Source organism: Vreelandella sulfidaeris Esulfide1 (genome assembly GCF_054072535.1).
The window spans coordinates 1158652-1179689 of record NZ_CM133364.1 but is presented as its reverse complement, the minus strand read 5'-3'; the positions used below and the strand labels follow the sequence as shown (position 1 = coordinate 1179689).

Genomic DNA, 21038 nt, shown 5'->3' with positions numbered 1-21038 from the left:
GTCCTATTTGCTTCTTCTACTATCATGAAATTGTAGCTTTCACATTTCAGCGACTTTTTAGCCACATCGGCTTTGCTAGCTTCCAGAGTTTCATCAGGATAGCGAGGCCGAGCCGCTTATTGGTCTGCGTCTGGGCTTATGCGGCTGGGCTTCTGCGACTGGACTTCTGCGACTGGATTATGGCTGGGGCTGGTAAATCGTGCCTGGCAAGGGAGAACAGCAAATGGGAAACGTGCTTGGAGCGGCGCCGATTAGAATATTGATTGTCGAAGACAACCGCGACATTTGCGAGAACATTGCTGCGTACCTTGAAAAGCATCGCTATGTTATGGATTTTGCCTACGACGGTATAAGCGCGATGTACCTGGCGTTGACGAACCCGTACGACGTTATTGTTCTGGACCTAATGCTTCCGGGGATGGATGGCCTGAGTTTTTGCCAAAAACTTCGAACTGACGCCAAACTAGAAACACCCGTACTGATGCTAACGGCGAGAGACACGCTTGACGATAAACTCAAGGGGTTCGAGGCGGGAGCCGATGACTATTTGGTCAAGCCATTCGCCTTACAGGAACTACATGCGCGACTGCAGGCGCTGTACAAACGCAGTCACGGCAAAACCGACAACCTGTTAACGGTTGGTGAGCTGACGATGAACCGGTCCACGCTGCAAGTGCATCGTGCGGGGCGGCGCATTGATCTCAATCCTACTGGCATGAAACTACTGCAACGATTGATGGAAGAGGCGCCGTCTGTTGTCGCGCGCGATGATCTCGAAACGTTGTTGTGGGCTGACGAGCGCCCCGATGGCGATGCGCTGCGCTCGCACTTGTACAAGCTGCGCCAGGCTATCGATAGGCCGTTTGATAGCCCGTTAATTCATACCGTTCATCGCATCGGGTACCGAATTGCTGAGGATGCTCGGTAATGTACCGGCACAGTTTGCGTACGCGTGTCGCCATTGCATTTGCAGTGTGCGTTGCTGTACTGAGCGTGGCCTGGGGGGTCGCCTTCTTCGCTGCGATCAGGTTGACCGAAGACCGAGTGCTGCAGCATCAGTTGCAGCGTGCCGCAGAGAGCTATCCCTCTATGCCGATGAACCTTCGCGGATACGATGAGATCGCTAGCTTGCCTGAACCACTGAGGGAATGGGCGCAAACGAATCCCGGTGAGGGCTTGTACGAATTCGAGGAAAACGAATTGCATGTCGCTGTGCTATCTACCGACAATGAAAAGCTGGCTACCGACGATGAACAGCGACTCGGCTTTGTGGTGTTCGATGTTGCCGGGATTGAGGCGTCGTCGTTAGAGGATTGGTGGTGGCTGCTCTTTATCACCGGTGCTGTGGGTACGCTCGCGACTCTTGGTTTCGGGCTGGGCGTGGTTGTTATGCGCAAAGCCGTCGCCCCTGTGGCGCAACTCGCCAAAGCGGTCGCGGACATCGACCCGGAACAACTAACGGCCGAAGATCATAAACGCATAGAGTCCAGCCGTTACGGCGATGATGAAGTTGGTGTACTTGCCAGGACTATCGAAAAGACGCTTGAGCGTATCAGCGCATTTGTTGAGAGAGAAAGATATTTTACCAGTTCAGCCAGTCATGAGTTGCGGACGCCGATCACGGTGATAACAGGCGCAATTGAATTGCTAGAACAAAGCAACCTGTCAGCGACCGATACGAAGGCGCTTGATCGAGTGAAGCGTGCAACGCTCGATATGAAAATCACGATTGAAATGTTCTTGTGCCTCGCTCGCGAAACCGACGACGGGTTGTATGACGAGCAGTTTTTAGTGATGCCGCTGGTGAGCAAAGCGATAGATCAGCAGCGCTACCTGCTGATCCGCAAATTCGTCAATGTTGATATCGACGAACTCGCAAAACCCAGCGTCAACGGACACCCACAGGCTTTTTCTATTGCGGTCAATAATCTGGTGCGAAATGCGTTCGAGCATACGCTCCACGCGCAGGGACCGATCACGATTCGTATTAAAGAGCATGAGCTCTTAGTCACCAATCAGGTGAGCAGTGACGCTGATAATCGGCACACACCGACCGAGGCGCCGTCGTCTCAAGGGTATGGTCTTGGTCTGGGTATCGTGCAACGGCTGTGTGAGCGCAATGGCTGGTCGTTTTCGCTACTCGCTGATGAGCAGCGTGTCGTCGCCCGTCTTTCGTGGTGATCCAAAAAGGCCAGGACAGTACAATTTTCAAATGGCGGTTAAATGGAGTCAGCTCTGGCTCTATGCTAGCCGCATAGGTAGCCAATCGGGGGTACAGGGTGACCTTTACACACAAGCCGCAAGCGTCCGCCGCAGAGTCCGCGTCTATCGCGTCCCGAGGTAGAAAGAGACAAGCACCAATAACCGTCTCGGCTCCCATGACGCCAGCAATGGATGTTGTCCACCTACAGAGCAGGGTAAACGACACCTTGCTGGAGCTTCTGCCAGCTCAGGAAACATCGCCTACGCATCTGCATCAAGCCATGCATTATGCCTTGTTGGGTCCAGGCAAGCGCTTGCGCCCGCTTCTTACGCTTCTGGCTGCGAACGTGGCCACTGACAGTCACACCCTTAGTATGGCCTGTGTATCGGAACTGGTGCATACCGCTTCGCTGATTCTCGACGACCTGCCCTGCATGGATGATGCGACGATGCGACGTGATCGCCCCTGTACGCACCTACGCTTTTCCGAAAGCACCGCCATTCTTGCATCAACAAACTTCCTCAACCTCGCGTACGGGGTTATCGCCAATTGCCCCAACGTGGATGCTTCCACCAAAGTCACCGTGAGCGCTCATCTCAGTCATGTTATTGGTTCCATGGGATTAGTTGGCGGGCAGATCGCTGATTTACAAAACCAGCCCGTTGGCGGCAAGAGCGCAATTGAACAACTCTATTATCAGAAAACAGGTTGCCTGTTTGAGTTTGCTGTCGTCACCGGTGCACGACTTCGGGGGCTGGATGCAGAAGCGATAGAGGCATTGACGCGCTTTGCCCGTGCCTTTGGTCTGCTGTTTCAGCTTTACGATGATATGTTAGACCACAGTACCTTTGCGCAGGAGACCGGTAAGGACGTGCAGCAGGATGCGGCGAAAACCACTTTGCTTTCTCTTTACACACCGGAAGAAGTTCGCGGTGCATTGAGCAACGCACAAGCACTGGCAAGAGAGCAATTGCGTAGAGCAGGACACGATGAATCCCTACTCGCAGCGTTCGTGGAACAACAGTTCGTTACCTTCGACGGTGCGGCGCAAAGGCTTGGGGTTTAGACCTTGCGAATGACGGCGACGGCAGCACTCACCATCGATCAACTAGGGGTCGTCTACGGCAGCCACAGTGCCTTAGACGACGTTTCTTTACAGGTACGTCCAGGCGAAATACTCGGCATTCTCGGGCCTAACGGCGCGGGAAAATCGACGCTGTTGCGCGCTATTACCGGCAAGCTGCGCCCCACCTCTGGGCAAATATTCATTGCAGGAAAAGCGCTTTCTCCGGGTAAGGCCTATCAGCATTCCATCGGTTTCACCCCCCAGTTCCTGGGTTTATACCGGCATCTGACGGGGCGGGAGAACCTGGCGTTTTTCGCGCGCTGCACAGGTGTCAATCGCCGACAAGTACCCGCACGGGTCAGCCAAGCGCTGGAAGAAATCGAGTTAACAGACAAAGCCCATGTGCGGGTGGACCAGATGTCCGGTGGGATGCAACGGCGCTTACACCTGGCAGCCACCCTCGTCTCGCACCCTTCTCTACTTGTGCTGGACGAACCCACAGCAGGGGTCGACCTGGGTGTGCGCATGTCAATCCATGACCTTATTCGCCGCCGCGCCGAGCAAGGTGCGGCCGTGGTCGTTGTTACTCATGAGTTAGATGAAGCTGAAGTGCTATCCCACCGCGTAGCCCTTCTTCATCAAGGTCGGCTGAAAGCCTTGGCCGAGCCCCAAACATTAGTACACGAAACCTTCGGCAACAGTCAGCTATTCGTTGTGCGTACGGTTCTCATTTTCTCCCCAGCACTCTGTGAGCGGCTGCAGGAGATCGGCTTTCGCCGTGATAGTGATGAGAGCAATGAATGGTGGCTACAAAGTGACCTACCGCTGGATACGTTGATCGCTCACCTCTACCGCGGCTTGGGCGGAGCACGTGATGCCATTGCCGAGGTTTCGGTTCGCCGGCCCGGATTAAAAAACGTGATGCAGCACTTTACCGGCGCCCGAATCGATTCTGCGGCGGAGACGGTGTCATGAGGGCAATTTTCTGGGTGATGGCCTTGGGCTTGTGGCGTGACCGCGGAGCGTTACTCCTGGCATTCGCTTTGCCCAGCCTGGTATTCACCATATTCGCCAGCATCTTCTCCGGCGCCACGGAAGGCGACCTGCATCTGCGGGTTGGCCTTGTGGTGGAAACCGAAGATCCGGTACTGCAAGACTTCGCGCAGTACCTGACACAGACCGAAGACGTGGAGATTACGGCTCTGCCCGATACGAGCCGTGCTCAACTACTGGAGCAGGTGCGACAAGGCAATTTCGACACAGCGGTGATCATTCACGGGCAACTGGACACGAGCAACAGTCCGCTGTTTACCATCATCAGCGAACCCACCCGTGAACTTGCCGCCCTGTCTTTACAAGGCTGGCTGCGACAAAGCCTGGCCTCGGAACAACCGCAAGTTCTTGTGCAACGTCTTGCGCAAAGCACAGAAGCGTTGGTTGATGGTTTCTCGCCCGAACAACAGGCGCGTCTGGACGCTGCTTTAGGAGCAATGGCCAGGGAACCGGACAACGCAGCGGCCGAAGACTCGCTTATCGAGTTACAGCCCGTCTATGGCCAGACGCCGGCGTCTATCTCTGGGCTTAGCGGTATTGCTTACTATGCTGGTGCCACCACTATTTTGTTCTTGTTATTGTCCGCCGTGAACGCAGGCATGGTCAGTTTGGAAGAACGCCAAAACGGCATCTCCGAGCGCCTTTTACTGAGCAAGGCTGCGCATTCACGGTTACTATTGGGGCGGTTTCTGTTTTTGTTAAGTCTGGGATTCTTGCAGGCTAGCGCTATATTCTTAGTCGCAAGGTTCGGTTTCGGACTAGAGATAGAGAGTGCTTTGGCGAAAGTCATTGTCATGGCACTTGCCTGCGCCGCCGCTTGTGCTGGGCTGGCACTTTTACTCCTGTCGCTGTGTCGAACAACGCAACAGGCGATAACCTTTTCTTCGTTTTTTGTGCTCACTATTTCCAGCCTCGGCGGCTCAATGGTGCCGCGCTTTATGATGCCTGACTGGTTACAGACGGTGAGCCTGTTCACGCCAAATGCCTGGGCTATTGAAGGTTTTTACGGGGCGTTGATCCGCGGCGACAGCTGGGCTCAGCTAGCCCAGCCCGGCGGCATCTTGGCTGCCGTGGCACTGGTATGCCTGCTTTTAGCTGCTCTACCTTTATTCAAGACGCCGGATTGATGTATGGGCTAGCCAAATTACAGGCACAAAAAAGCCGCTGAAATCAGCGGCTTAATCTAAATTCTTGGCGGAGGGGGAGTCCGCATACTTACCATCCAAGCCCTTCCAAATAAATACTATTACATACTGATTTTAAAAACATTTAATTATTATACCTTCCTATCTCGTCCATATTAATGCAATCAAATAGAGAGCCAAAGTATGGGCTGAAGTATGGGCTTGGGTATGATACTTTCTATTCCTCATCACCAGAGGACATAGTCATGGGCAAGCTAACCACCAAGGGGGTTCAGAAGCTAATTCGGGAATCCAAACCGGCGCTAACCAACGATGGTGATGGCCTGTATCTTAAGATCGGTAAAAGTGGTGGGGCTAGCTGGATTTACCGTTTCCGTTGGGATGGTAAACTTCGCGATATGGGGTTAGGGGGCTGTTCAGACATCAACCTATCTGCAGCCCGCGAGCAGGCTACAGGTAACCGAAAGCTGGTCAAGCAAGGGATTAATCCGCTGGATGCTCGCCTGGAAGAAGAAAAAGAAATACAGAAAGTAGCCATCACATTTACAAGCTGTGCCGCCCGCTATATCAAGGCGCACCGCCGCAGCTGGCGTAATATCAAGCATGCCCGCCAGTGGGTTAGCACGCTCAAAACCTATGCAAGACCCAAAATAGGCAAAAAATCCATCGATGAAATATCAACGCAGGACGTGCTTGAAGTCCTAAAGCCTATCTGGACAAATAAAAACGAAACGGCCAAACGTGTACAAGGCCGCGTAGAGAACATCTTGGATTATGCAGCAGCTCACGGCTATCGTGATCCGGTTAACCCCGCCCGCTGGCGTGGGCATCTTGATAAACTATTGGCAAAGCCATCGCGAATTCAAAAGGTCAATCATCATCCTGCCATGCCTTATGATGAAGTTGCTGACTTCATGGCTACCGTGAACGGCTATAACAGCCTGTCATCGAAAGCACTCCAGTTCTTGATCTTGACCGCCACACGCACTTCGGAAGTGCTGAATTCCGAATGGAATGAGCTTGATCTGAACAATGCTACTTGGACGATCCCAGCTGACAGAATGAAGGCGAATCGCGAGCACCGCGTTCCACTCTCTCGCCAAGCTGTAGAACTACTCTCCAACCTGCCTCGCGTGAAAGCCAACACTTACATTTTCGCAGGCATGAAGCAGGGGCGCCCTCTTTCGAATATGTCGCTACTGCAGTTTATGCGTGGACTAGGCTACGGCCCGAGTGGGGAACAAGGTAACTATGTCCCCCACGGATTCCGCTCTAGCTTCCGTGACTGGACAGGTGAAGTTACCAGCTACCCTCGTGATGTGGCAGAAATGGCCTTGGCCCACACCATCGAAAATAAGGTGGAAGCAGCGTACCGACGAGGGGATCTATTCGAGAAGCGGCGAGCGATGATGCAGGAATGGGCGGATTACATTTCGTAAATTACCAAATCAGGCATCACTACCCTACTCCTAAGGCACACATCAGCAAGCAACCGAAATATCCTTCTCGGCATATTAGCTCGTATAGGCTTATTCCGTGGGATCGTTCGACTGAACCGAGAAGCTGTTGATCCAACGCTCCTTCTCAATAATGTGCTCGTGGATATAGATGTACTGTGCCGCCTTGGTGCGCAGTATTGCTAAGCAATTATCGATATAACTTTCGGGAACGTACATCCAAGCTTTCCATGCATCGGCACGACGCTCACGGCGTAATCTCGCCACCCCTTTCGGGCACTCGAAGACCGGCACTTGATAGCCACGGTACGTCCGGTATCGTGGCATTCCATCTGCGTCGCGTTGCTGAATGTCGGCCACAGTACGTGCAAACTCAACTGGGGATGGGGATCCCCTCAATGTGATAACGAATTTTTCACCTTTACGCTCTTCCGGATAAAAGCACTTTCCTCTCACTTCCAAATCGCTGCTGGCTTCTAAGACATGGGTTTCGAGATCGCTCCATAGAGGGTTCATCCTTAACCGATGATTCACCCCTAGCCCTACCTGAATGTCGTACCCCGTCAGCCATAGATACAAAAAATCGAAAGTATCTTGGCGCTGACGCCGTGCTTTTTTTGCCATGGCCCCACCCTCATCTGCCAGCGCAAGTCGAACCGAACTTTAGCAACATCTCACTAATATAGAATCGGCATGCCTTCCGTTCGAGAAGACGAGAATGGTGCCATGATAGGGAGAACACAGTTGGAAACACCATTAATAAGCTATCGCAGGCGAGAAAAATTGCAATGGCTAAATTCTAAGCTTGCTGCCCGTGGCGCTTGAAATATTTCAATTAACCTCGCATCTTACCTGCCCTTACTAGTTACTGAGGTAACATCCTCAACTCTGCGAAAAGGGACAAGTATAGGGCGATCCCTACTACCTGATGATTTCATTGTACGGAGGTCATGCTGGAATACTTCCAACATCTCTTTATGATGCTGAACGATTTCAAGCTCACCCCAAGATGGACTACTCATCATCAGCCATTGTTTCACACTGTCGATACCGCCGGTTAAGTAATGGTCCTGCTTGGCTTTAGGCGTCAGGTTACTTAGCCTTGAATTTTTGCTGTGGCTGATTAAACAGAGATTGCCAAAAAGATTAAGGCTTTCTGGAGGAAGCCTCTCAGCCCCATCTATAGGTGTCTGCGGATAATAGTGCTCCACCGAGCTTCGGAAGCTAAATTCATATTTTTGAACCACTTTCTGAGAACTCCCCCTATATTTTAGCCACAGAAGATAGTCCAAATAATTAAAAACTAGGTTGTTGGCGATATTTCCAAACCTCAGTTTGGCTTCATCAATAGCATCCCAGTTTTGGGCTTGAAGCTGTCCGTTCCTTCTATAAATAATCTCGAAGTAACCGGCTTCTTCGTGGCGGGAGAGGAAACGGTCATAAACAAAGCAACGGGTGACCGATTCAAGGTATTTTAGATACGCCTTAAACGTAACCGTCTCAGCGTGGTAAAGATAGTACAGCGCCGCATTCAACCAGTGTTTGTAAACCATGGTGGGGGTAGATACATGCAAAGCCGACAATAGCATCAGCACCCGACGGTTTGCATTTATATCTTCGGCGTCATCGCTGAAAGCGTTGACGTAGTCATGGCTATTGTTGGAAGCCTGCCATTTCAGGCGTTTTAGGCTCCACGCATCGATATTACCTGAGAACTCGCGCTTGATGATGTGCTGGTCGTAAAGATACTTGCATTTAAGCAAGTCGAAGATAAAGCGCTTGACCAGCTCTATGGCATCGTTCTGCTTAAGCACGTAATCGTCAAACGCTGTGATCAATTGTTTATCGTCAAGCGGTACATTTTTATTGGCTGTCATCTGCTCGGTTGTCACTCTCAACACATGTAGCAGAAAGTTGGGGAAGTTGATCACGGAATTGAAACGCTCAGGTGCTTCTTCGGCAGTACTTTGATGTCTCTGAGTTTTTTCCTGCTTAGGCGGTTGCTTGATAATATCGCTCAAGCGACTTGTTACAGCTTTACTCTCGACTTCACTGTCAAAAAGCGCCTGCTTTACATCATCAAAATTTTTCGGGGTGAATGTGCCCCAATCTTTTTTACCAAAGAGTCTATTGCGCAGACGTGGCGAAAACCCCATCTGTATGTAGCGCTCCATGTTGGCGCAGGCTTCCCACACTTGATGCAGAACAGAGCGTTCTTCGGGGTCGTCAAGCACGTTCATCAAGCGCGACTTGAGCACTTCGTGCTTTTCCAACTGCTCGCCACGATTGTTCATGACTTCGAAGTAATGGTTCAGGTCTGTATCTTCGGGTACCTCTACCCGCATAATCTGTACTTGGTTAAACAGGTAGCGAGCTAAATCCTGCTCTGCGATGGATTCGCCTTTGAGCTTGGGCACCAGTTTTTGTACCAGCTCGTAACCATGGATAATGTCTGCGTTATATTCGGCGTTATGGAATGCCTCGGTATTTATATCTTCGACTTTACCTTCAAAGGCTGCCAGTAATGCATTTGATGAGTGCGGACGGCTCTCAAAACGCACGCATTGACGCTTGAACCAGGTATTAACGTTTAAGCCTTCTTCACTACTACTTCGCCGTTTAAAATAGCTGGCCAACAAACAAAGCGTGGTCAAACGTTGCTGACCGTCGATCACTTCATAAAGCGGACGTTCACCTGACGTCGTACCCCTTCGAAACACCACCAAGGTACCAATATAATAAGGCGTAGGCGCTGACGATGCGTATTTACCTTGCGGCATTTCATCCAGCACATCTTGAATAAGCTGGGAGATTTCTGCTTCATCCCATGCGTAGTTACGCTGATACATTGGCACCAAATAATCTACCTGGCCGTCGAGTAGTTCACTGACCGAGAGCTGGCTGATTCCATCACTCACAGTAACGCATCTCCTGAAACAGTTTTTTAATGTCGTCGACTTTCTCGCCAGCCGTACTTTGTAATACCGTCAACTCAACTGCCAGGAAGTCCGCTGGCTGCGTCGCCTCCTTGATAAGCAAAAACATGTTGTTGTCCAGAACGTAATTATCCATGCTGGCAAGCTGTAAAACCTGCATTTTCAAGCGCAGACCATAGGCCCAGATAAAGGCCTTCTCGATTGCACGGGAGACTTCGGTCATACCAAATTTATCGATGAAGAAAATCATCAAGCAATCGAATAACGAGCGAACATAGCGGTCGCCCGTTCTATGGCGAGCACCATAAGAGTTGATAGTTTCTAGAATACGGCGCGCATAGCCGTCCAACTGCGAAAGCGTATAAGCGCTCGGACCGGCACTTCCAGTCTCCTGGGTAGCAAACGTTGCTCGGTAAAGGTCGATTTCGTTCTGGTAATGGCCAATCATTTCAAAAAAGCGGCGGCCGTTAATAATCATCTGATCCAGATGAAAGGGAAATGCGATGCGATTGTCATCCATTTTGCGATGGTCGTGACGATTATAGCTATCCACGAAATAGTGCGTCATGCGCAGCTGTTCCACAAAGGGGTAACGATCAGTGCGATCAATATTCACCCCTTTAAACAGGTGCGTATGCTCCTTGCCGAAATAGCGAGCTGACGCACCACGCGACCAGTTGCGAATGCGAAATAGGTAGTTGGCAAAGAGCTTGGCCAGCTTCTCTGTCTCGCTGCTCTCCCATTGGCTGACCACTTCCGCCTTAAGGCCCTCATCTTCATTCGTAAACTCTCGCAGATGAAAGGCCTTGAGCAAGTCGTGGGGTTCTAAATCACGACCACGGGCGTTCTGTGAATCGAAGAACTGAAATGCTTCTGAGATATTGTTTAGTTCAAAGTAAACCACTTGGCATTTATTCAGCAGGAAGTCGATCAGCTCTTCGGTAAATTCTGCCCGCGATACGATCCTGCTGACAGCCAGGTAGTTGTTATGCAGATTGGATTGCGAAGTCAGGCTGTTGAACACAGGATCGACCATGCAATCACCAAGCGTCTGCAACGTCTTTAAAAGATCCTGACTTTTGATAGGTCGGTATGAGTCAACACGCTCGTTTATAAGCGCTCGTACTGCCAGCATCAGACTAAGTGTACGCTGCTGGCCATCCACAATGTTGCGTTTAATTTTACCGGGGTTTTTATCATCGGCCTCCTGGTGAAAAACCACCGTACCCAGCCGGTAAGCGGATTTGTCTTTATGCAGTACAATATCGGCAAACAGCTGATTGATATTTCTCGGCGTCCATTTATAGGGGCGTTGATATTCGGGGATGGTCAGACTGCTGTCTTCCAACAATTGCTTAACAGTTAGCACGCCCTTTTTCAGTTGAGGAGTCGCTTCCGTCATCTTTTATATTTCGCATCTAGTTTCAATGTCATTTCATACGGCATCAACCAAAAGCCTACGCCTGGGAAGCGGCATTGCTCTGATTCATCTTCCAAGTACTCAAGCAGTTGTTGATACAACGGGTTTTTAGCTTGGGGCGCCACATCGATATAGATAGTCCCTTCATATTGAGCGAACAGGTAGCCAGGCGTCATATGAAAACATGGCTCCCACCCTATAGCGTGGTTGTCGAGCCAACGAATTATTTCCTTTCGCTCTGGAAGCTCTTCCCATGAACCGTCTACAGGTGCGTTTTCGATGCTTTTTATCTGAGCCATTTCATCACGAAACGTCAATACCAAAATATCGCGTTGCTCGCGGAGACCAATTTCTATAGTTGTATGGACGCGTAAAGGCAAATTTGACTCCTTTTATATTGGGCTTATGGATAATTTATCGTGAAGATACGACAAGACGTGTCGCATCACCCTTTTATGCTTTGCCTATCTGCACGGAAGGAAGATGCCCAATGGCTCGAATGGCTCGAATGGCTCAAATGGCTCAAATGGCTCAAATGGCTCAAATGGCTCAAATGGCAATGTCGATTAAGCTCATGACTACATTAGCGCAATCTTGGATACAGCCTCTACGCCTATTTCGTAATTTATGGTTAAGCGCACACAATAAACAAAAGCCGGTGGCACTGGATTGCCAAGCAGCTGTCGGGTATCCGTTAACGCTTTACCTGTCACCATGGCAATCCGAAATACCATTCTCGTGGGTAAGCCTTGTAAATGGCGAACGCGTAGCGAGCGGAGAGTTTCTTGCTCCTTTGGGTATTGGTTGGGAGTTGCTATCCACCGATGCTGAGATGCTGATGTCGGGCATGCCCGAGGCAGTGCGATCGGTGATTCAAGCCGCGCCTTTTCTTGGTGTTGAACTGGCTCAAGTCTGCGGCCAAGTCAAGGCTGCGCAAGAGCTTGCGTCATCATCGCCGCTAATGCTGATTCTGCTGGTGGAGCGTGGTGTGCATGAGAGCTGGTCACGCGAAGCCTTCGTACGCTTGTTGGCAAAGCGACAAGCCATTCAATGCTCAGCGATAGGGCTTCCCGAATCAAAAGCATGTGCCAAGCTACTTCGTCGCTGCGCGCTCTGGCCAATGAGTCGACGCGATATACCTGCTCTGATACGCACGCTCCAACACAAGGAGGATACGGCTCTGTTACGCCATCATCCATCGCTCAACTTAGCTCACCTTGTGTTTCTAACCCGCTACGAAGGCCCGCGCTGGTCTGGACTGCTTGTGTTGATCGATGACTGCCTCGTCGCACGGCCCACACCAGCCGGCACGAGCGCTTGGCTACAGCGTATGTTGACCGACACCTCGCGCATGCTACCTACTTCCTCTTTGGCGCTTGATCGTGTTCGCTCCGCCACGGACCTACAACGCCTGCATGACCGTTTGGTTCAGCGCTTTAATGCTGGGCTTAAAAACGACAATCACCACGCCCTTGAGCTTCAGCGTCGCCATGGCGACTATCCGACACCACCGCTGCAAGGCACTGAAAACATTACGCCAATCACGTCTTGGCAGGGCCTGCTTGGCGAAGGTCAGCGCATGATGCACTGCGTAGGCAGCTATGGTCATGCCATTGCGTTGGGGCACCTAGCCATTTATCACCTTCATCATCCACAAAAAGTGACCATTGCCATTGCCCGGCAAGGAAACCGTTGGGCTCTCAGCGAAGCTAGAGGGGTTAGCAATACCATGCCCCTGGTTACCTCGCTGGGAGCCATTCAGGCGTGGTTGGAAACATCTCCTTCGTCGTTGTCGAGCTGACAGAAACTTTAGCGACACTAATCGTCGCATCATCACATTAACCTGCCTCTATTGATACTTAGGGAGGCAGCACGATGACAATGATGACGTCTTATGATCTTCAATCTTTCACGCCCATGACCCCACTAGCGCAACAGGAGCTTGCTAAGTGGCAGACAGATCGTAAGCGTTGGAAGGAAACTCTACCGGTGATGGAGTTATTGAGTCAGTTTCTGGAGCTAACCCCGGTGGCAGATAAAAACAATACGTTTTTCGCAAGCACCGACGGACGTAAGCTATATTTCTGCCCTACCTTTAGTGCCTCGCTCGACGACGAGGAGCGAATATTTCTGCAGGCACATTTGATTTGGCACTGTGTGGCTGGACATCTTTCCGCACCCTTGGTGGCGTCTCCTCATCGTTGGCATCTGGCATGTGATCATGAAGTCAACAGCCTACTGCTAACCCTAGGGGTATCGCTCCCCTCCCGCGCGCTGCTGTTTCCGGCGTATTTCGGGCGGTGTGCAATTCAAGTGTACCAGTGGCTGGAGGACCATCCGTGCATAAATGATGTGACGTCACTCGACGTGCATCCAGCTGCCCTTTGGTCATATAGCCCGTCGCGGATACCAGACCTGGAATTGGTCGAGCTGTGGCGTCGCCGAGCGCACCTAACTGCTCAGAGAACATCCGACATACCGACAAAGGTCGCTGAATTTTGTGCGGGTCGTTAAACTGCACATTCCTTTTCTCTAATTCAGGACATGACTTCCCATGTCGGATTTTCGTGACACGCTGTTTCGTTACCTCACCCTGCTACAATTGATTCCTCGTGCGCCAGGGCGCACCTCCACCACAGCGCTGAAGGAAAAGCTCGAAGAGCGGGGTTTTTATATTGACACTCGCTCCCTGCAGCGAGACCTACGTGATCGACTGTCGCTGCACTTTCCACTTATTTGTGATGATAGCCAAAAGCCCTACCGGTGGTACTTCGATCGAGACTTTCACTGCCACCTACCTGCCCTGGATGTGCCCAGCGCTTTAACCCTAGTACTAGCTGAAGAGTATCTGTCTGGGCTGCTGCCACCGGTGGTGGTCGGTCAGCTGTCGCCCCACTTTTCCGATGCACGTCGCTTGCTGGATGACCTGAGCACTAATGGCTTGAGCCAATGGGCACGTAAGGTGCGTGCAATTCCCAACGGCAAGGCGCTGATCCCGGCGGAGTTGGAGGAAACCACCTGGCAGACGGTCGCACAGGCATTGTTAGAGCAAAAGGCCATTGAGGTTATGTATCTGTCACGCACAACTGAAATCGAAAAGAAAATGACACTGCACCCACAGGGAATTGTGAGCCGTCATAGTGTGACTTACATGCTCGCACAAGTAGATGGTTTTGATGACCTGCGCCAGTTTGCGTTGCACCGTGTCAAGCACGCGGCGATGAGCGATGTGCCCTGGCAAGTGAAAGAGGACTTCGATATCGATGCTTATATCCAGGGGGGTGCATTTGGCTATCGGCAAGGGACAGACGATGTCACTCTCGAAGCGGAAATTGCTCACCCGGTAGCATGGTTGCTGCAAGAGACTCCATTAGCCAAGACCCAAACTATTGAGCCCCTCACGAACAGTGAGGCTTATCATCTCACCGCTCGCGTGCCTAATGACCAACAAACACTGTGGTGGTTGATGGGCATGGGGGCCAATGTAAAGGTTATTGAGCCGATTTCCTGGCGAGAAGCACTCAAGGCAAATGCCGAGCAGGTGTTAGCGCATTACAACGATGAGATCTAAACGTTAGTTCAGCCCTTATCGCTATCAGCTTGTTATGCCTCTTTATTGAAGCGCTTCATGTAAATTACCAAGGCTTTGATACTTTCAGCACGCTGATAAGCATGGTCAAGTCACTCGTTAGTAAAGGCTATCCGTCTGCCGCCCTGCCAACAACTTCAATATCAGCAGCGCAAACTGTCTGCCAGTTTCTTCGTTTTCCAGCAGCGGCATACTCAGCTTTTCGTGGTCGTTCATCGCATCTAACACGGCGTCAGTAACGCGCTTGGGAAATAGCCCGTGCATCACTTGGGTTTCATCATGATGGTTGATCTGGGCCATGACAGCATCATCACGTTCAATGCGGTCGGCAATGCCATTGGCAAAATGCAGCTTATCTCCATCGCTAATATCTGCGCCGTAGAGATCATTTAAACGCTCAATAATCTCATTAAGGAGCTGAGTCTCTGGATCATGTGGTTTACCGGAGCCAACATCTGAAATCGGTTTCAAGCCGTAATCGCCGCTCTCCTCTTCAAGCGAAAGTTGCTGTTCGGCGCGCTTGGTCAGCCGGTAGCTGTCCAGCTCTAGCTCGCTGACATCGATAGGGTCGCCAATCAATAACCGGTCGATACGGAGCAGGGGGTACAGGTGCTTGGCGTAAACGCACAGTTGCTCTAATTCAGCATCATCGAAGTGAATAATCTGGCTCAGGAATTCATAGGTGCGCACAAAGCTCTGTAGGTTTTTACGAAACAGATCCAGTTCATCGCGGGTTTTACCGGCGTCTTCCAGTTCCTGATCGGCACGCTTTATGCCTTTATCGTCGCCCTGCTGCTCCGCTTGGTAGCGGGCTTCCTTCCAGGTCTGCTGTTGCTCGACGGTGACTTCATAGCGCTTCTTAAAGCGATCTTGAGCAGGCTGGCAGTGATAACTCAGGCGCGAGGCCGGTGCTTTGGGGTCAAAGAAAGCAGTTGCGAACGCTTCAACCTCGGGCCAGTGATAAATGCCGTTAGCATCCAGCGTACGTTTAAGGTCATACACCACCTGCGGGTCGGATACGTCAGCCAAGGTTGCCTTGCGGTAATACGGCGCAAACGCCTCTAAGATTTCTTGTGGTTCATTGAAGAAATCGAGGATAAACGTCTGTTTGCCGGGAAACAGACGGTTCAGCCGCGAGAGCGTCTGAACGCAGTCCACGCCCTGCAGCTTCTTGTCCACGTACATGGCGCATAGCTTGGGCTGGTCAAAGCCAGTCTGGTACTTGTTAGCAGCGATCATCACGTTGAAATCGTCGGTATCTAACACCGCCGCTAAATCACGCCCACGCACCCCGGGATTGAGCAGCTTGCTGGTTTCGCTGACTTCTTCAGGAATTATCTCATCGGCCGGTACGGTGCCCGAAAAGGCTACCAAGGGATGAACGTCGCTATAGCCTTGGGTTTCCACGTACTCCCGCATAGCCAGTTGGTAACGCACCGCCTCTTGGCGGCTAGCGGTAACCACCATAGCCTTGGCTTGGCCGTCCAGCAGGTGGCGTACATTGGCGCGGAAGTGCTCAACAATGACCTCTACACGCTGGGCAATGTTGTAAGGGTGCAAGCGCACCCACTTGGCCAGCGCACGGGAGGCCTTTTTGGCATCCACCTCCTGCTCTTCATCCTCCAAATGTGCCAGTTTCCAGGCAGTGCTGTAGGTGACGTAGTTGCACAGCACATCCAGAATAAAGCCTTCCTCAATAGCCTGACGCATCGAGTAGAGATGAAATGGCTCGGGCTTATTGTCTGCACTTGGCGGCAAGCTTGGGTCTGGCACACGGCCAAACAGTTCTAGTGTTTTGGCTTTGGGTGTGGCGGTAAACGCGTAGTAGCTGATTCGCTCATTAGGGCGACGAGTGGACACAGCCGCATCCAGCATTACTTCTGCACTGATTTCCTCGTCATCTTCTGTGCCCTCGCCAGCGGCGGCTAACAGCGCCTTGAGCTTACGCGCAGAATCGCCTGCCTGTGAAGAGTGTGCTTCGTCGGCAATCACTGCATAGCGGCCCTCGGCAAGCGTTGGGCGCTTATCCAGCGCATCGAATAGCGCAGGAAAGGTCTGGATGGTGACAATGATGATTCGGGTATTGCTCGCCAGCGCCTCAGCCAGCTGTTCCGATTTGCTCTGGTTGCCTACATCGCGGGTAATCGGGCACACCACCCCATGCGCGTGCTCAAACTGATAAATGGTGTTTTGCAGCTGGCTATCGAGCACTGTGCGGTCAGTCACCACAATCACCGAGTTGAATCGCTTCTGCTGGCCGCTTTCGTCATACAGGTTGGCTAACTGGTGGGCGAGCCAGGCAATCGAGTTGGACTTACCTGAGCCCGCGCTGTGTTGAACCAAGTAGCGCTGCCCGGCGTCTTCGGCCTGGGTGGTCTCAATCAACTGATTAACTACTTCCCATTGGTGGTAGCGCGGGAAAATCAGCGTTTCTTTCGTTTTGCGCCGCCCGTGGAAGTCTTCAGTCGTTTTCTGCTCCAAGTGCAAAAAGCGTCCGAGAATCTTCAGCCAAGCATCCGGCAAAAGCACACGCTCCCACAAATAGCTTGTGGCGTAGCTATTGTCATCTGCTGGTGGCGGGTTACCAGCACCGCCGCCTTCGGTGCCCAGATTAAACGGCAGAAAAAACGTCTCTTTCCCCGCCAGCTTCGTGGTCATCGCCACTTCCGCTTGGCTGACGGCAAAATGCACTAGCGCGCCGCGCTTAAACGCTAGCAGCGGCTCTATCTTGCGAGTAATTGGGTCTTTTAGTGGACGATCATTGCGGTATTGGCGCTTGGCATTTTCTACGGACTGCTTGAACTCGCTTTTCAGCTCCAGCGTAGCAGTAGGTATGCCGTTAACAAATAACACCAGATCCAGACGCGGGTTATAACTTTCACCGCCTTTGCCCTTCTCTCGTGCATGGGGCGAGTAAGAGACTTCCGGTACCACCCGCAGACGGTTGGCGCGGTAACGGGCGAGCGCCTCGGGATTCATAGTGTGGTCAGGCTGGAAACTGCACAGGTCGAACGCCACCCCCGGCACTTTAAAGCCATGGCGCAGCACTTCCAGAGTGCCCGCCCGCTCCAGCTCACGCACCACCTTCTGCACAAACACCTGTTCGGAGGCTTGTGGGTTGGCCTTACAGAACTTTTCCCACCGCTCGGGCCAGGCCTCTCTCGCATAACTCAGCAAGTCTTCGGTATAGAGCGCTGTGGAGCGGTCATAACCGCTGGCGGTGCCCAGTTTCCAACCACCGGTACCCATGGCGTCGATGATGTCTTGTTGGAACTGACCTTCCCTGCTATCGGCCATTTTCACTCTCCATGACTACTGCGCAGAAAGAAAGCGAGCAGGTCTGTTGTCAGTATCAAAGTAACCCAGCGCACCTATATCAAACAGAGTCCGCTCTCGTTCGGGTTGTTTTAGACGGCGTGCTTTATCTAACAACGCCTGCATATCACTCGCTTTCATGTTTCCCCTTATTATTAGAACTCTACAAGCAACCAGAAATTATCGTGCTGATTTTTTTAATATTTCGCAAACTAATGTGAAGCTATTTCTGCCGGCTTCATAGTTGGTAGCGATTGCTCAGGCATAAAGAACGCAAGACGCTCGGCGGTTAGATATTAACCAATTAAATTCTCTTCTAACCGGGCGATGACCCACTGGCGCAGGCTCGGGTGCGCATTGGGTAGCGCAAGGGCTTCTTCGTACCAGAACTCGTGGGGAGAACACGATTCAATGCCTCGCTCGACAACGCCCAGCAGCAGCGCCATGCGGAGCGTCTGGCAATTGGATGGCATTTGGGCAAACTTTTCCAGCGAGGCATACCAATCATCGACATTGCCAGACTCGCCTATCGCTCGACTGGTTTCCACCAAGTTAGCGATATCTTCACCAAACACTTTGGCCAATTGATCGAAGCTCAGTTGCTTGACCTCCAATAGCATTACAAGTGATACCGCTATCTGTTCGGCCTCTGTATAGCCCACTGCACGAAGGGCATCTTGAGCAGTTGAAATGATTGCATCGTGGTCTTCTCGTTGCTCGAGCGTGCCTACCATCTCAAACATGCTGTCCTGAGCTTCTAGCTCGGCCTGGGCATATACCGCATCGTGAAAAGCAACTAAGTAAGCCTGCAGGGTCGGCGAGATTGGCTGCTCTTGCTTCTTGGCTTGATCTTTCAACTGGCTTCCTAATTTATTAACGTCATTGAATTAATAGCTTAAGTTATATTCGACCTAGCCGATATATTCCAATAGTTATCAAAAACCACCATGAAGGCGCAAGCACTTGATCAAATCCTCACCTAACAGCCGACGCCAGGCCATTGTAGACGCCTTAGTACGCGCCCATGAAAGCGCCATGCAGCTATGCGAGACATCGTTGAACCGCATGCCGGAGTATTATATGGCGATGCGCGTGGCCGATTACTTTGCGGATAATTTTCTTGATTTCGGCTATCGGTTGGAACCTCAGGTCAAACTAACCTTCCAGAACGCTCATCTCTGGCACCAAGAGGCCGAGTCACTACGTGCTGATCCAGATATTCGGCACAACGGCCGTTTTGACTTAGTGCTTTACAACAACAAGCGAGAACGTCCCGCCCATGTAATCGAATTCAAACGTGGCGCCAAGTTGGATTCTCTACGCCCAGACATAAAACGTTTAGCCAGAGTGTGCTTTCACGCAGGCCACAAAAGTTTGGAAACGAACTATCTGGTTCTAACCCGAAAATGCCCCAAGGGCGGCTCACGCTTAGAAAAGGCAAAGCAGGTAATACTCGAAGAATTAGATGGCATCGAGGGGGTGAGCTGTAAAATAATTCACAGTGATCCCCTTACACCATTTATCAATCGAGATTACGAAATCGTGGCCGATGCCACTTTCCGGATCTGGGTTATCGAAATCAAGGCCTTGTAAGCTATCACTGGCGGCTCAACGAGACGAGCCGCTAGCTATAAACTTAACGGTTTATCCCTTTCCACACCCGCTCCTTGGATGAATAATTTCACGCCAAAGCTCGAAGAAACGCTTTTCAAACCATCAGAGCACTAAGCTCACCTTGATTATAAACGCGACCATAGCGGCTGATGAGAACTTTAGGGCCAAGCATCGGGCTAACCAGGTGCTGTCGGGGCTTACTCCTAGACGCTCTCATTTGGCATTGCCGCCGCGGCATTAACCTGCTGATCCTGCCAATCGGCATAGGTCTGCCCCGTGGCCTCAACTTTCCAATCAATGCGGCCGTTAGCGGCGCGCCCTGCGACAGCGGCGGCGGCCGAGCTGGGGCTAGTGAAGCCATAGTCACGCGTGAACATCTTGAATCCATTACCATCGTCCATCAGCACACCTTCATCGCAAAGCTGCTTGTAGAGATGCCGGTAGTTGTGCTTTAGGTCTATCCATTCCCCCCTGGCGAGAGACCCCTCAAGAACGACAAACTCACCTTCAACTTCTTGGGCGAAGGCGACAATATTTTGTCTTTTAACTTCCATCTTCAGCCTAGGGCTTACTGAAACACTTTGGTTTGGCTCTAGCTCTGTGGGTGCTTGACGCTCAAGGCCAGAACTTGGTGAAATCTTTGTAGTGCTGCGTAAAAAATCCAGGCCAAGAACGGGAAGCACCGTGCGAACCTGCTCGATAAAAAAGGCCATATCGGCACGATCAGATTCTGGAAGTCCCACGTATTCATGTGCCGTCCCATTGGCTAGCTTACAACGCCCCACAGCACCAGCTTTCTGTATCAGCAAGCTCTCCAGGTATTTCACATGAGCCTTGGTCAGGTTCTGGTCTTTACTTGTTATAAGACACACTTTCTCCCAAAAATCCTTGCCTCCCTTATCTTCCGGTCGATTGTGCTGTTTAAGCCGTGTAGCAACATCATCACTTTCACCGATATATACCAAAGGGCGTAAATCACCCTCGGGATCTGTACCGACCAAAAAGTATATTCCGGTTCTCCCACACTCGGGCCGCTGAACTAACTCGCTGAGTCTGCTGCGCGGCCCTGTCAGCACATGCCCTGTCCAGTTCATAATCTCGGCGGTAAGCAGGCCATTAGGCGTGCCATCCACTAGAAACAGTCGGATGCTGCGTCCCTGTGTCATATCAACTCCGTTAGTGCTAGCCGTTCTCGCCATTTTGCGAGTTGGCTATACACACTTATTGGAATACTCAGCAT

General features: G+C 51.5%; 17 protein-coding genes and 1 pseudogene. 10 read left to right on the top strand and 8 right to left on the bottom strand.

The window, feature by feature from the left end; translation table 11 throughout:
* Nucleotides 1-223: 223 nt before the first annotated feature.
* The 6 genes and pseudogenes from ACW44H_RS05505 to ACW44H_RS05480 all read left to right on the top strand — a co-directional run bounded on the left by ACW44H_RS05505 (nucleotide 224) and on the right by ACW44H_RS05480 (nucleotide 6906).
* Nucleotides 224-928: a response regulator transcription factor gene (locus tag ACW44H_RS05505; protein WP_457507531.1), complete on the top strand. Its 705-nt coding sequence runs from the start codon at nucleotides 224-226 to the stop codon at nucleotides 926-928.
* Entirely contained in the window at nucleotides 928-2181 is a 1254-nt protein-coding gene (locus tag ACW44H_RS05500) for a sensor histidine kinase (RefSeq protein WP_457507529.1), read from the top strand. Before ACW44H_RS05505 ends, ACW44H_RS05500 begins: the two co-directional genes overlap by 1 nt.
* A gap of 209 nt (nucleotides 2182-2390) precedes the next feature.
* Nucleotides 2391-3269, top strand: a complete 879-nt coding sequence (locus ACW44H_RS05495; protein WP_457507527.1) for a polyprenyl synthetase family protein — start codon at nucleotides 2391-2393, stop codon at nucleotides 3267-3269.
* 84 nt (nucleotides 3270-3353) lie between these two features.
* Nucleotides 3354-4244: pseudogene (locus ACW44H_RS05490) on the top strand (ABC transporter ATP-binding protein); the annotation flags it as partial.
* Complete coding sequence (locus ACW44H_RS05485; protein WP_457507525.1) at nucleotides 4241-5449, top strand: ABC transporter permease; 1209 nt, start codon at nucleotides 4241-4243, stop codon at nucleotides 5447-5449. The pseudogene ACW44H_RS05490 and the gene ACW44H_RS05485, both read left to right, overlap by 4 nt.
* A gap of 263 nt (nucleotides 5450-5712) precedes the next feature.
* Nucleotides 5713-6906 carry a tyrosine-type recombinase/integrase gene (locus tag ACW44H_RS05480; RefSeq protein ID WP_457507523.1) on the top strand — a complete coding sequence of 398 codons (1194 nt, stop codon included), beginning with the start codon at nucleotides 5713-5715 and terminating at the stop codon, nucleotides 6904-6906.
* 90 nt (nucleotides 6907-6996) lie between these two features.
* Here the strand turns inward: ACW44H_RS05480 and ACW44H_RS05475 are convergent, their stop codons facing one another.
* The 4 genes from ACW44H_RS05475 to ACW44H_RS05460 form a co-directional block, all read right to left on the bottom strand.
* The gene (locus ACW44H_RS05475; RefSeq protein WP_457507521.1) at nucleotides 6997-7548 is read right to left on the bottom strand and encodes a hypothetical protein; all 552 of its coding nucleotides are present in this window, start codon (nucleotides 7546-7548) and stop codon (nucleotides 6997-6999) included.
* A gap of 224 nt (nucleotides 7549-7772) precedes the next feature.
* The gene (locus ACW44H_RS05470) at nucleotides 7773-9842 is read right to left on the bottom strand and encodes a DUF262 domain-containing protein (protein ID WP_457507519.1); all 2070 of its coding nucleotides are present in this window, start codon (nucleotides 9840-9842) and stop codon (nucleotides 7773-7775) included.
* Nucleotides 9835-11262 (bottom strand): DUF262 domain-containing protein, encoded by a 1428-nt coding sequence (locus tag ACW44H_RS05465; protein WP_457507517.1) that lies wholly within the window; start codon nucleotides 11260-11262, stop codon nucleotides 9835-9837. The genes ACW44H_RS05470 and ACW44H_RS05465 overlap by 8 nt, the downstream gene beginning before the upstream one ends.
* The gene (locus ACW44H_RS05460; RefSeq protein ID WP_457507515.1) at nucleotides 11259-11660 is read right to left on the bottom strand and encodes a hypothetical protein; all 402 of its coding nucleotides are present in this window, start codon (nucleotides 11658-11660) and stop codon (nucleotides 11259-11261) included. The genes ACW44H_RS05465 and ACW44H_RS05460 overlap by 4 nt, the downstream gene beginning before the upstream one ends.
* A 110-nt stretch (nucleotides 11661-11770) precedes the next feature.
* Here ACW44H_RS05460 and ACW44H_RS05455 point away from each other — a divergent pair, with 110 nt between their 5' ends.
* From ACW44H_RS05455 to ACW44H_RS05445, 3 genes are all read left to right on the top strand, one after another.
* On the top strand, nucleotides 11771-13081 hold the full coding sequence (locus tag ACW44H_RS05455) for a PcfJ domain-containing protein (RefSeq protein WP_457507513.1): 1311 nt from the start codon (nucleotides 11771-11773) through the stop codon (nucleotides 13079-13081).
* Between the two features lie 80 nt (nucleotides 13082-13161).
* Nucleotides 13162-13794 (top strand): DUF2201 family putative metallopeptidase, encoded by a 633-nt coding sequence (locus ACW44H_RS05450; RefSeq protein ID WP_457507511.1) that lies wholly within the window; start codon nucleotides 13162-13164, stop codon nucleotides 13792-13794.
* A 40-nt stretch (nucleotides 13795-13834) separates the two neighbouring features.
* Nucleotides 13835-14851 carry a helix-turn-helix transcriptional regulator gene (locus ACW44H_RS05445; RefSeq protein ID WP_457507509.1) on the top strand — a complete coding sequence of 339 codons (1017 nt, stop codon included), beginning with the start codon at nucleotides 13835-13837 and terminating at the stop codon, nucleotides 14849-14851.
* 117 nt (nucleotides 14852-14968) lie between these two features.
* On the opposite strand, the gene ACW44H_RS05440 is transcribed toward ACW44H_RS05445, so the two are convergent.
* The 3 genes from ACW44H_RS05440 to ACW44H_RS05430 form a co-directional block, all read right to left on the bottom strand.
* The gene (locus ACW44H_RS05440; RefSeq protein WP_457507508.1) at nucleotides 14969-18166 is read right to left on the bottom strand and encodes a type I restriction endonuclease subunit R; all 3198 of its coding nucleotides are present in this window, start codon (nucleotides 18164-18166) and stop codon (nucleotides 14969-14971) included.
* 15 nt (nucleotides 18167-18181) lie between these two features.
* Nucleotides 18182-18325: a hypothetical protein gene (locus ACW44H_RS05435; RefSeq protein ID WP_457507506.1), complete on the bottom strand. Its 144-nt coding sequence runs from the start codon at nucleotides 18323-18325 to the stop codon at nucleotides 18182-18184.
* Between the two features lie 155 nt (nucleotides 18326-18480).
* Nucleotides 18481-19041: a hypothetical protein gene (locus ACW44H_RS05430; RefSeq protein ID WP_457507504.1), complete on the bottom strand. Its 561-nt coding sequence runs from the start codon at nucleotides 19039-19041 to the stop codon at nucleotides 18481-18483.
* Between the two features lie 106 nt (nucleotides 19042-19147).
* Here ACW44H_RS05430 and ACW44H_RS05425 point away from each other — a divergent pair, with 106 nt between their 5' ends.
* Nucleotides 19148-19777, top strand: coding sequence for a hypothetical protein (locus ACW44H_RS05425; RefSeq protein WP_457507502.1), 630 nt, complete (start codon nucleotides 19148-19150; stop codon nucleotides 19775-19777).
* A 224-nt stretch (nucleotides 19778-20001) separates the two neighbouring features.
* Here ACW44H_RS05425 and ACW44H_RS05420 read toward each other — a convergent pair whose 3' ends face one another.
* On the bottom strand, nucleotides 20002-20964 hold the full coding sequence (locus ACW44H_RS05420) for a GIY-YIG nuclease family protein (RefSeq protein WP_457507500.1): 963 nt from the start codon (nucleotides 20962-20964) through the stop codon (nucleotides 20002-20004).
* Nucleotides 20965-21038 lie beyond the last annotated feature (74 nt).

What these genes read in the sequence shown, in the direction of transcription:
- ACW44H_RS05505 (WP_457507531.1), top strand. Translation starts at nt 224, where the DNA reads ATGGGAAACGTGCTTGGAGCGGCGCCGATTAGAATATTGATTGTCGAA.
- ACW44H_RS05500 (WP_457507529.1), top strand. Translation starts at nt 928, where the DNA reads ATGTACCGGCACAGTTTGCGTACGCGTGTCGCCATTGCATTTGCAGTG.
- ACW44H_RS05495 (WP_457507527.1), top strand. Translation starts at nt 2,391, where the DNA reads ATGGATGTTGTCCACCTACAGAGCAGGGTAAACGACACCTTGCTGGAG.
- ACW44H_RS05485 (WP_457507525.1), top strand. Translation starts at nt 4,241, where the DNA reads ATGAGGGCAATTTTCTGGGTGATGGCCTTGGGCTTGTGGCGTGACCGC.
- ACW44H_RS05480 (WP_457507523.1), top strand. Translation starts at nt 5,713, where the DNA reads ATGGGCAAGCTAACCACCAAGGGGGTTCAGAAGCTAATTCGGGAATCC.
- ACW44H_RS05475 (WP_457507521.1), bottom strand. Translation starts at nt 7,548, where the DNA reads ATGGCAAAAAAAGCACGGCGTCAGCGCCAAGATACTTTCGATTTTTTG.
- ACW44H_RS05465 (WP_457507517.1), bottom strand. Translation starts at nt 11,262, where the DNA reads ATGACGGAAGCGACTCCTCAACTGAAAAAGGGCGTGCTAACTGTTAAG.
- ACW44H_RS05455 (WP_457507513.1), top strand. Translation starts at nt 11,771, where the DNA reads ATGGCTCGAATGGCTCGAATGGCTCAAATGGCTCAAATGGCTCAAATG.
- ACW44H_RS05450 (WP_457507511.1), top strand. Translation starts at nt 13,162, where the DNA reads ATGATGACGTCTTATGATCTTCAATCTTTCACGCCCATGACCCCACTA.
- ACW44H_RS05445 (WP_457507509.1), top strand. Translation starts at nt 13,835, where the DNA reads ATGTCGGATTTTCGTGACACGCTGTTTCGTTACCTCACCCTGCTACAA.
- ACW44H_RS05440 (WP_457507508.1), bottom strand. Translation starts at nt 18,166, where the DNA reads ATGGCCGATAGCAGGGAAGGTCAGTTCCAACAAGACATCATCGACGCC.
- ACW44H_RS05435 (WP_457507506.1), bottom strand. Translation starts at nt 18,325, where the DNA reads ATGAAAGCGAGTGATATGCAGGCGTTGTTAGATAAAGCACGCCGTCTA.
- ACW44H_RS05420 (WP_457507500.1), bottom strand. Translation starts at nt 20,964, where the DNA reads ATGACACAGGGACGCAGCATCCGACTGTTTCTAGTGGATGGCACGCCT.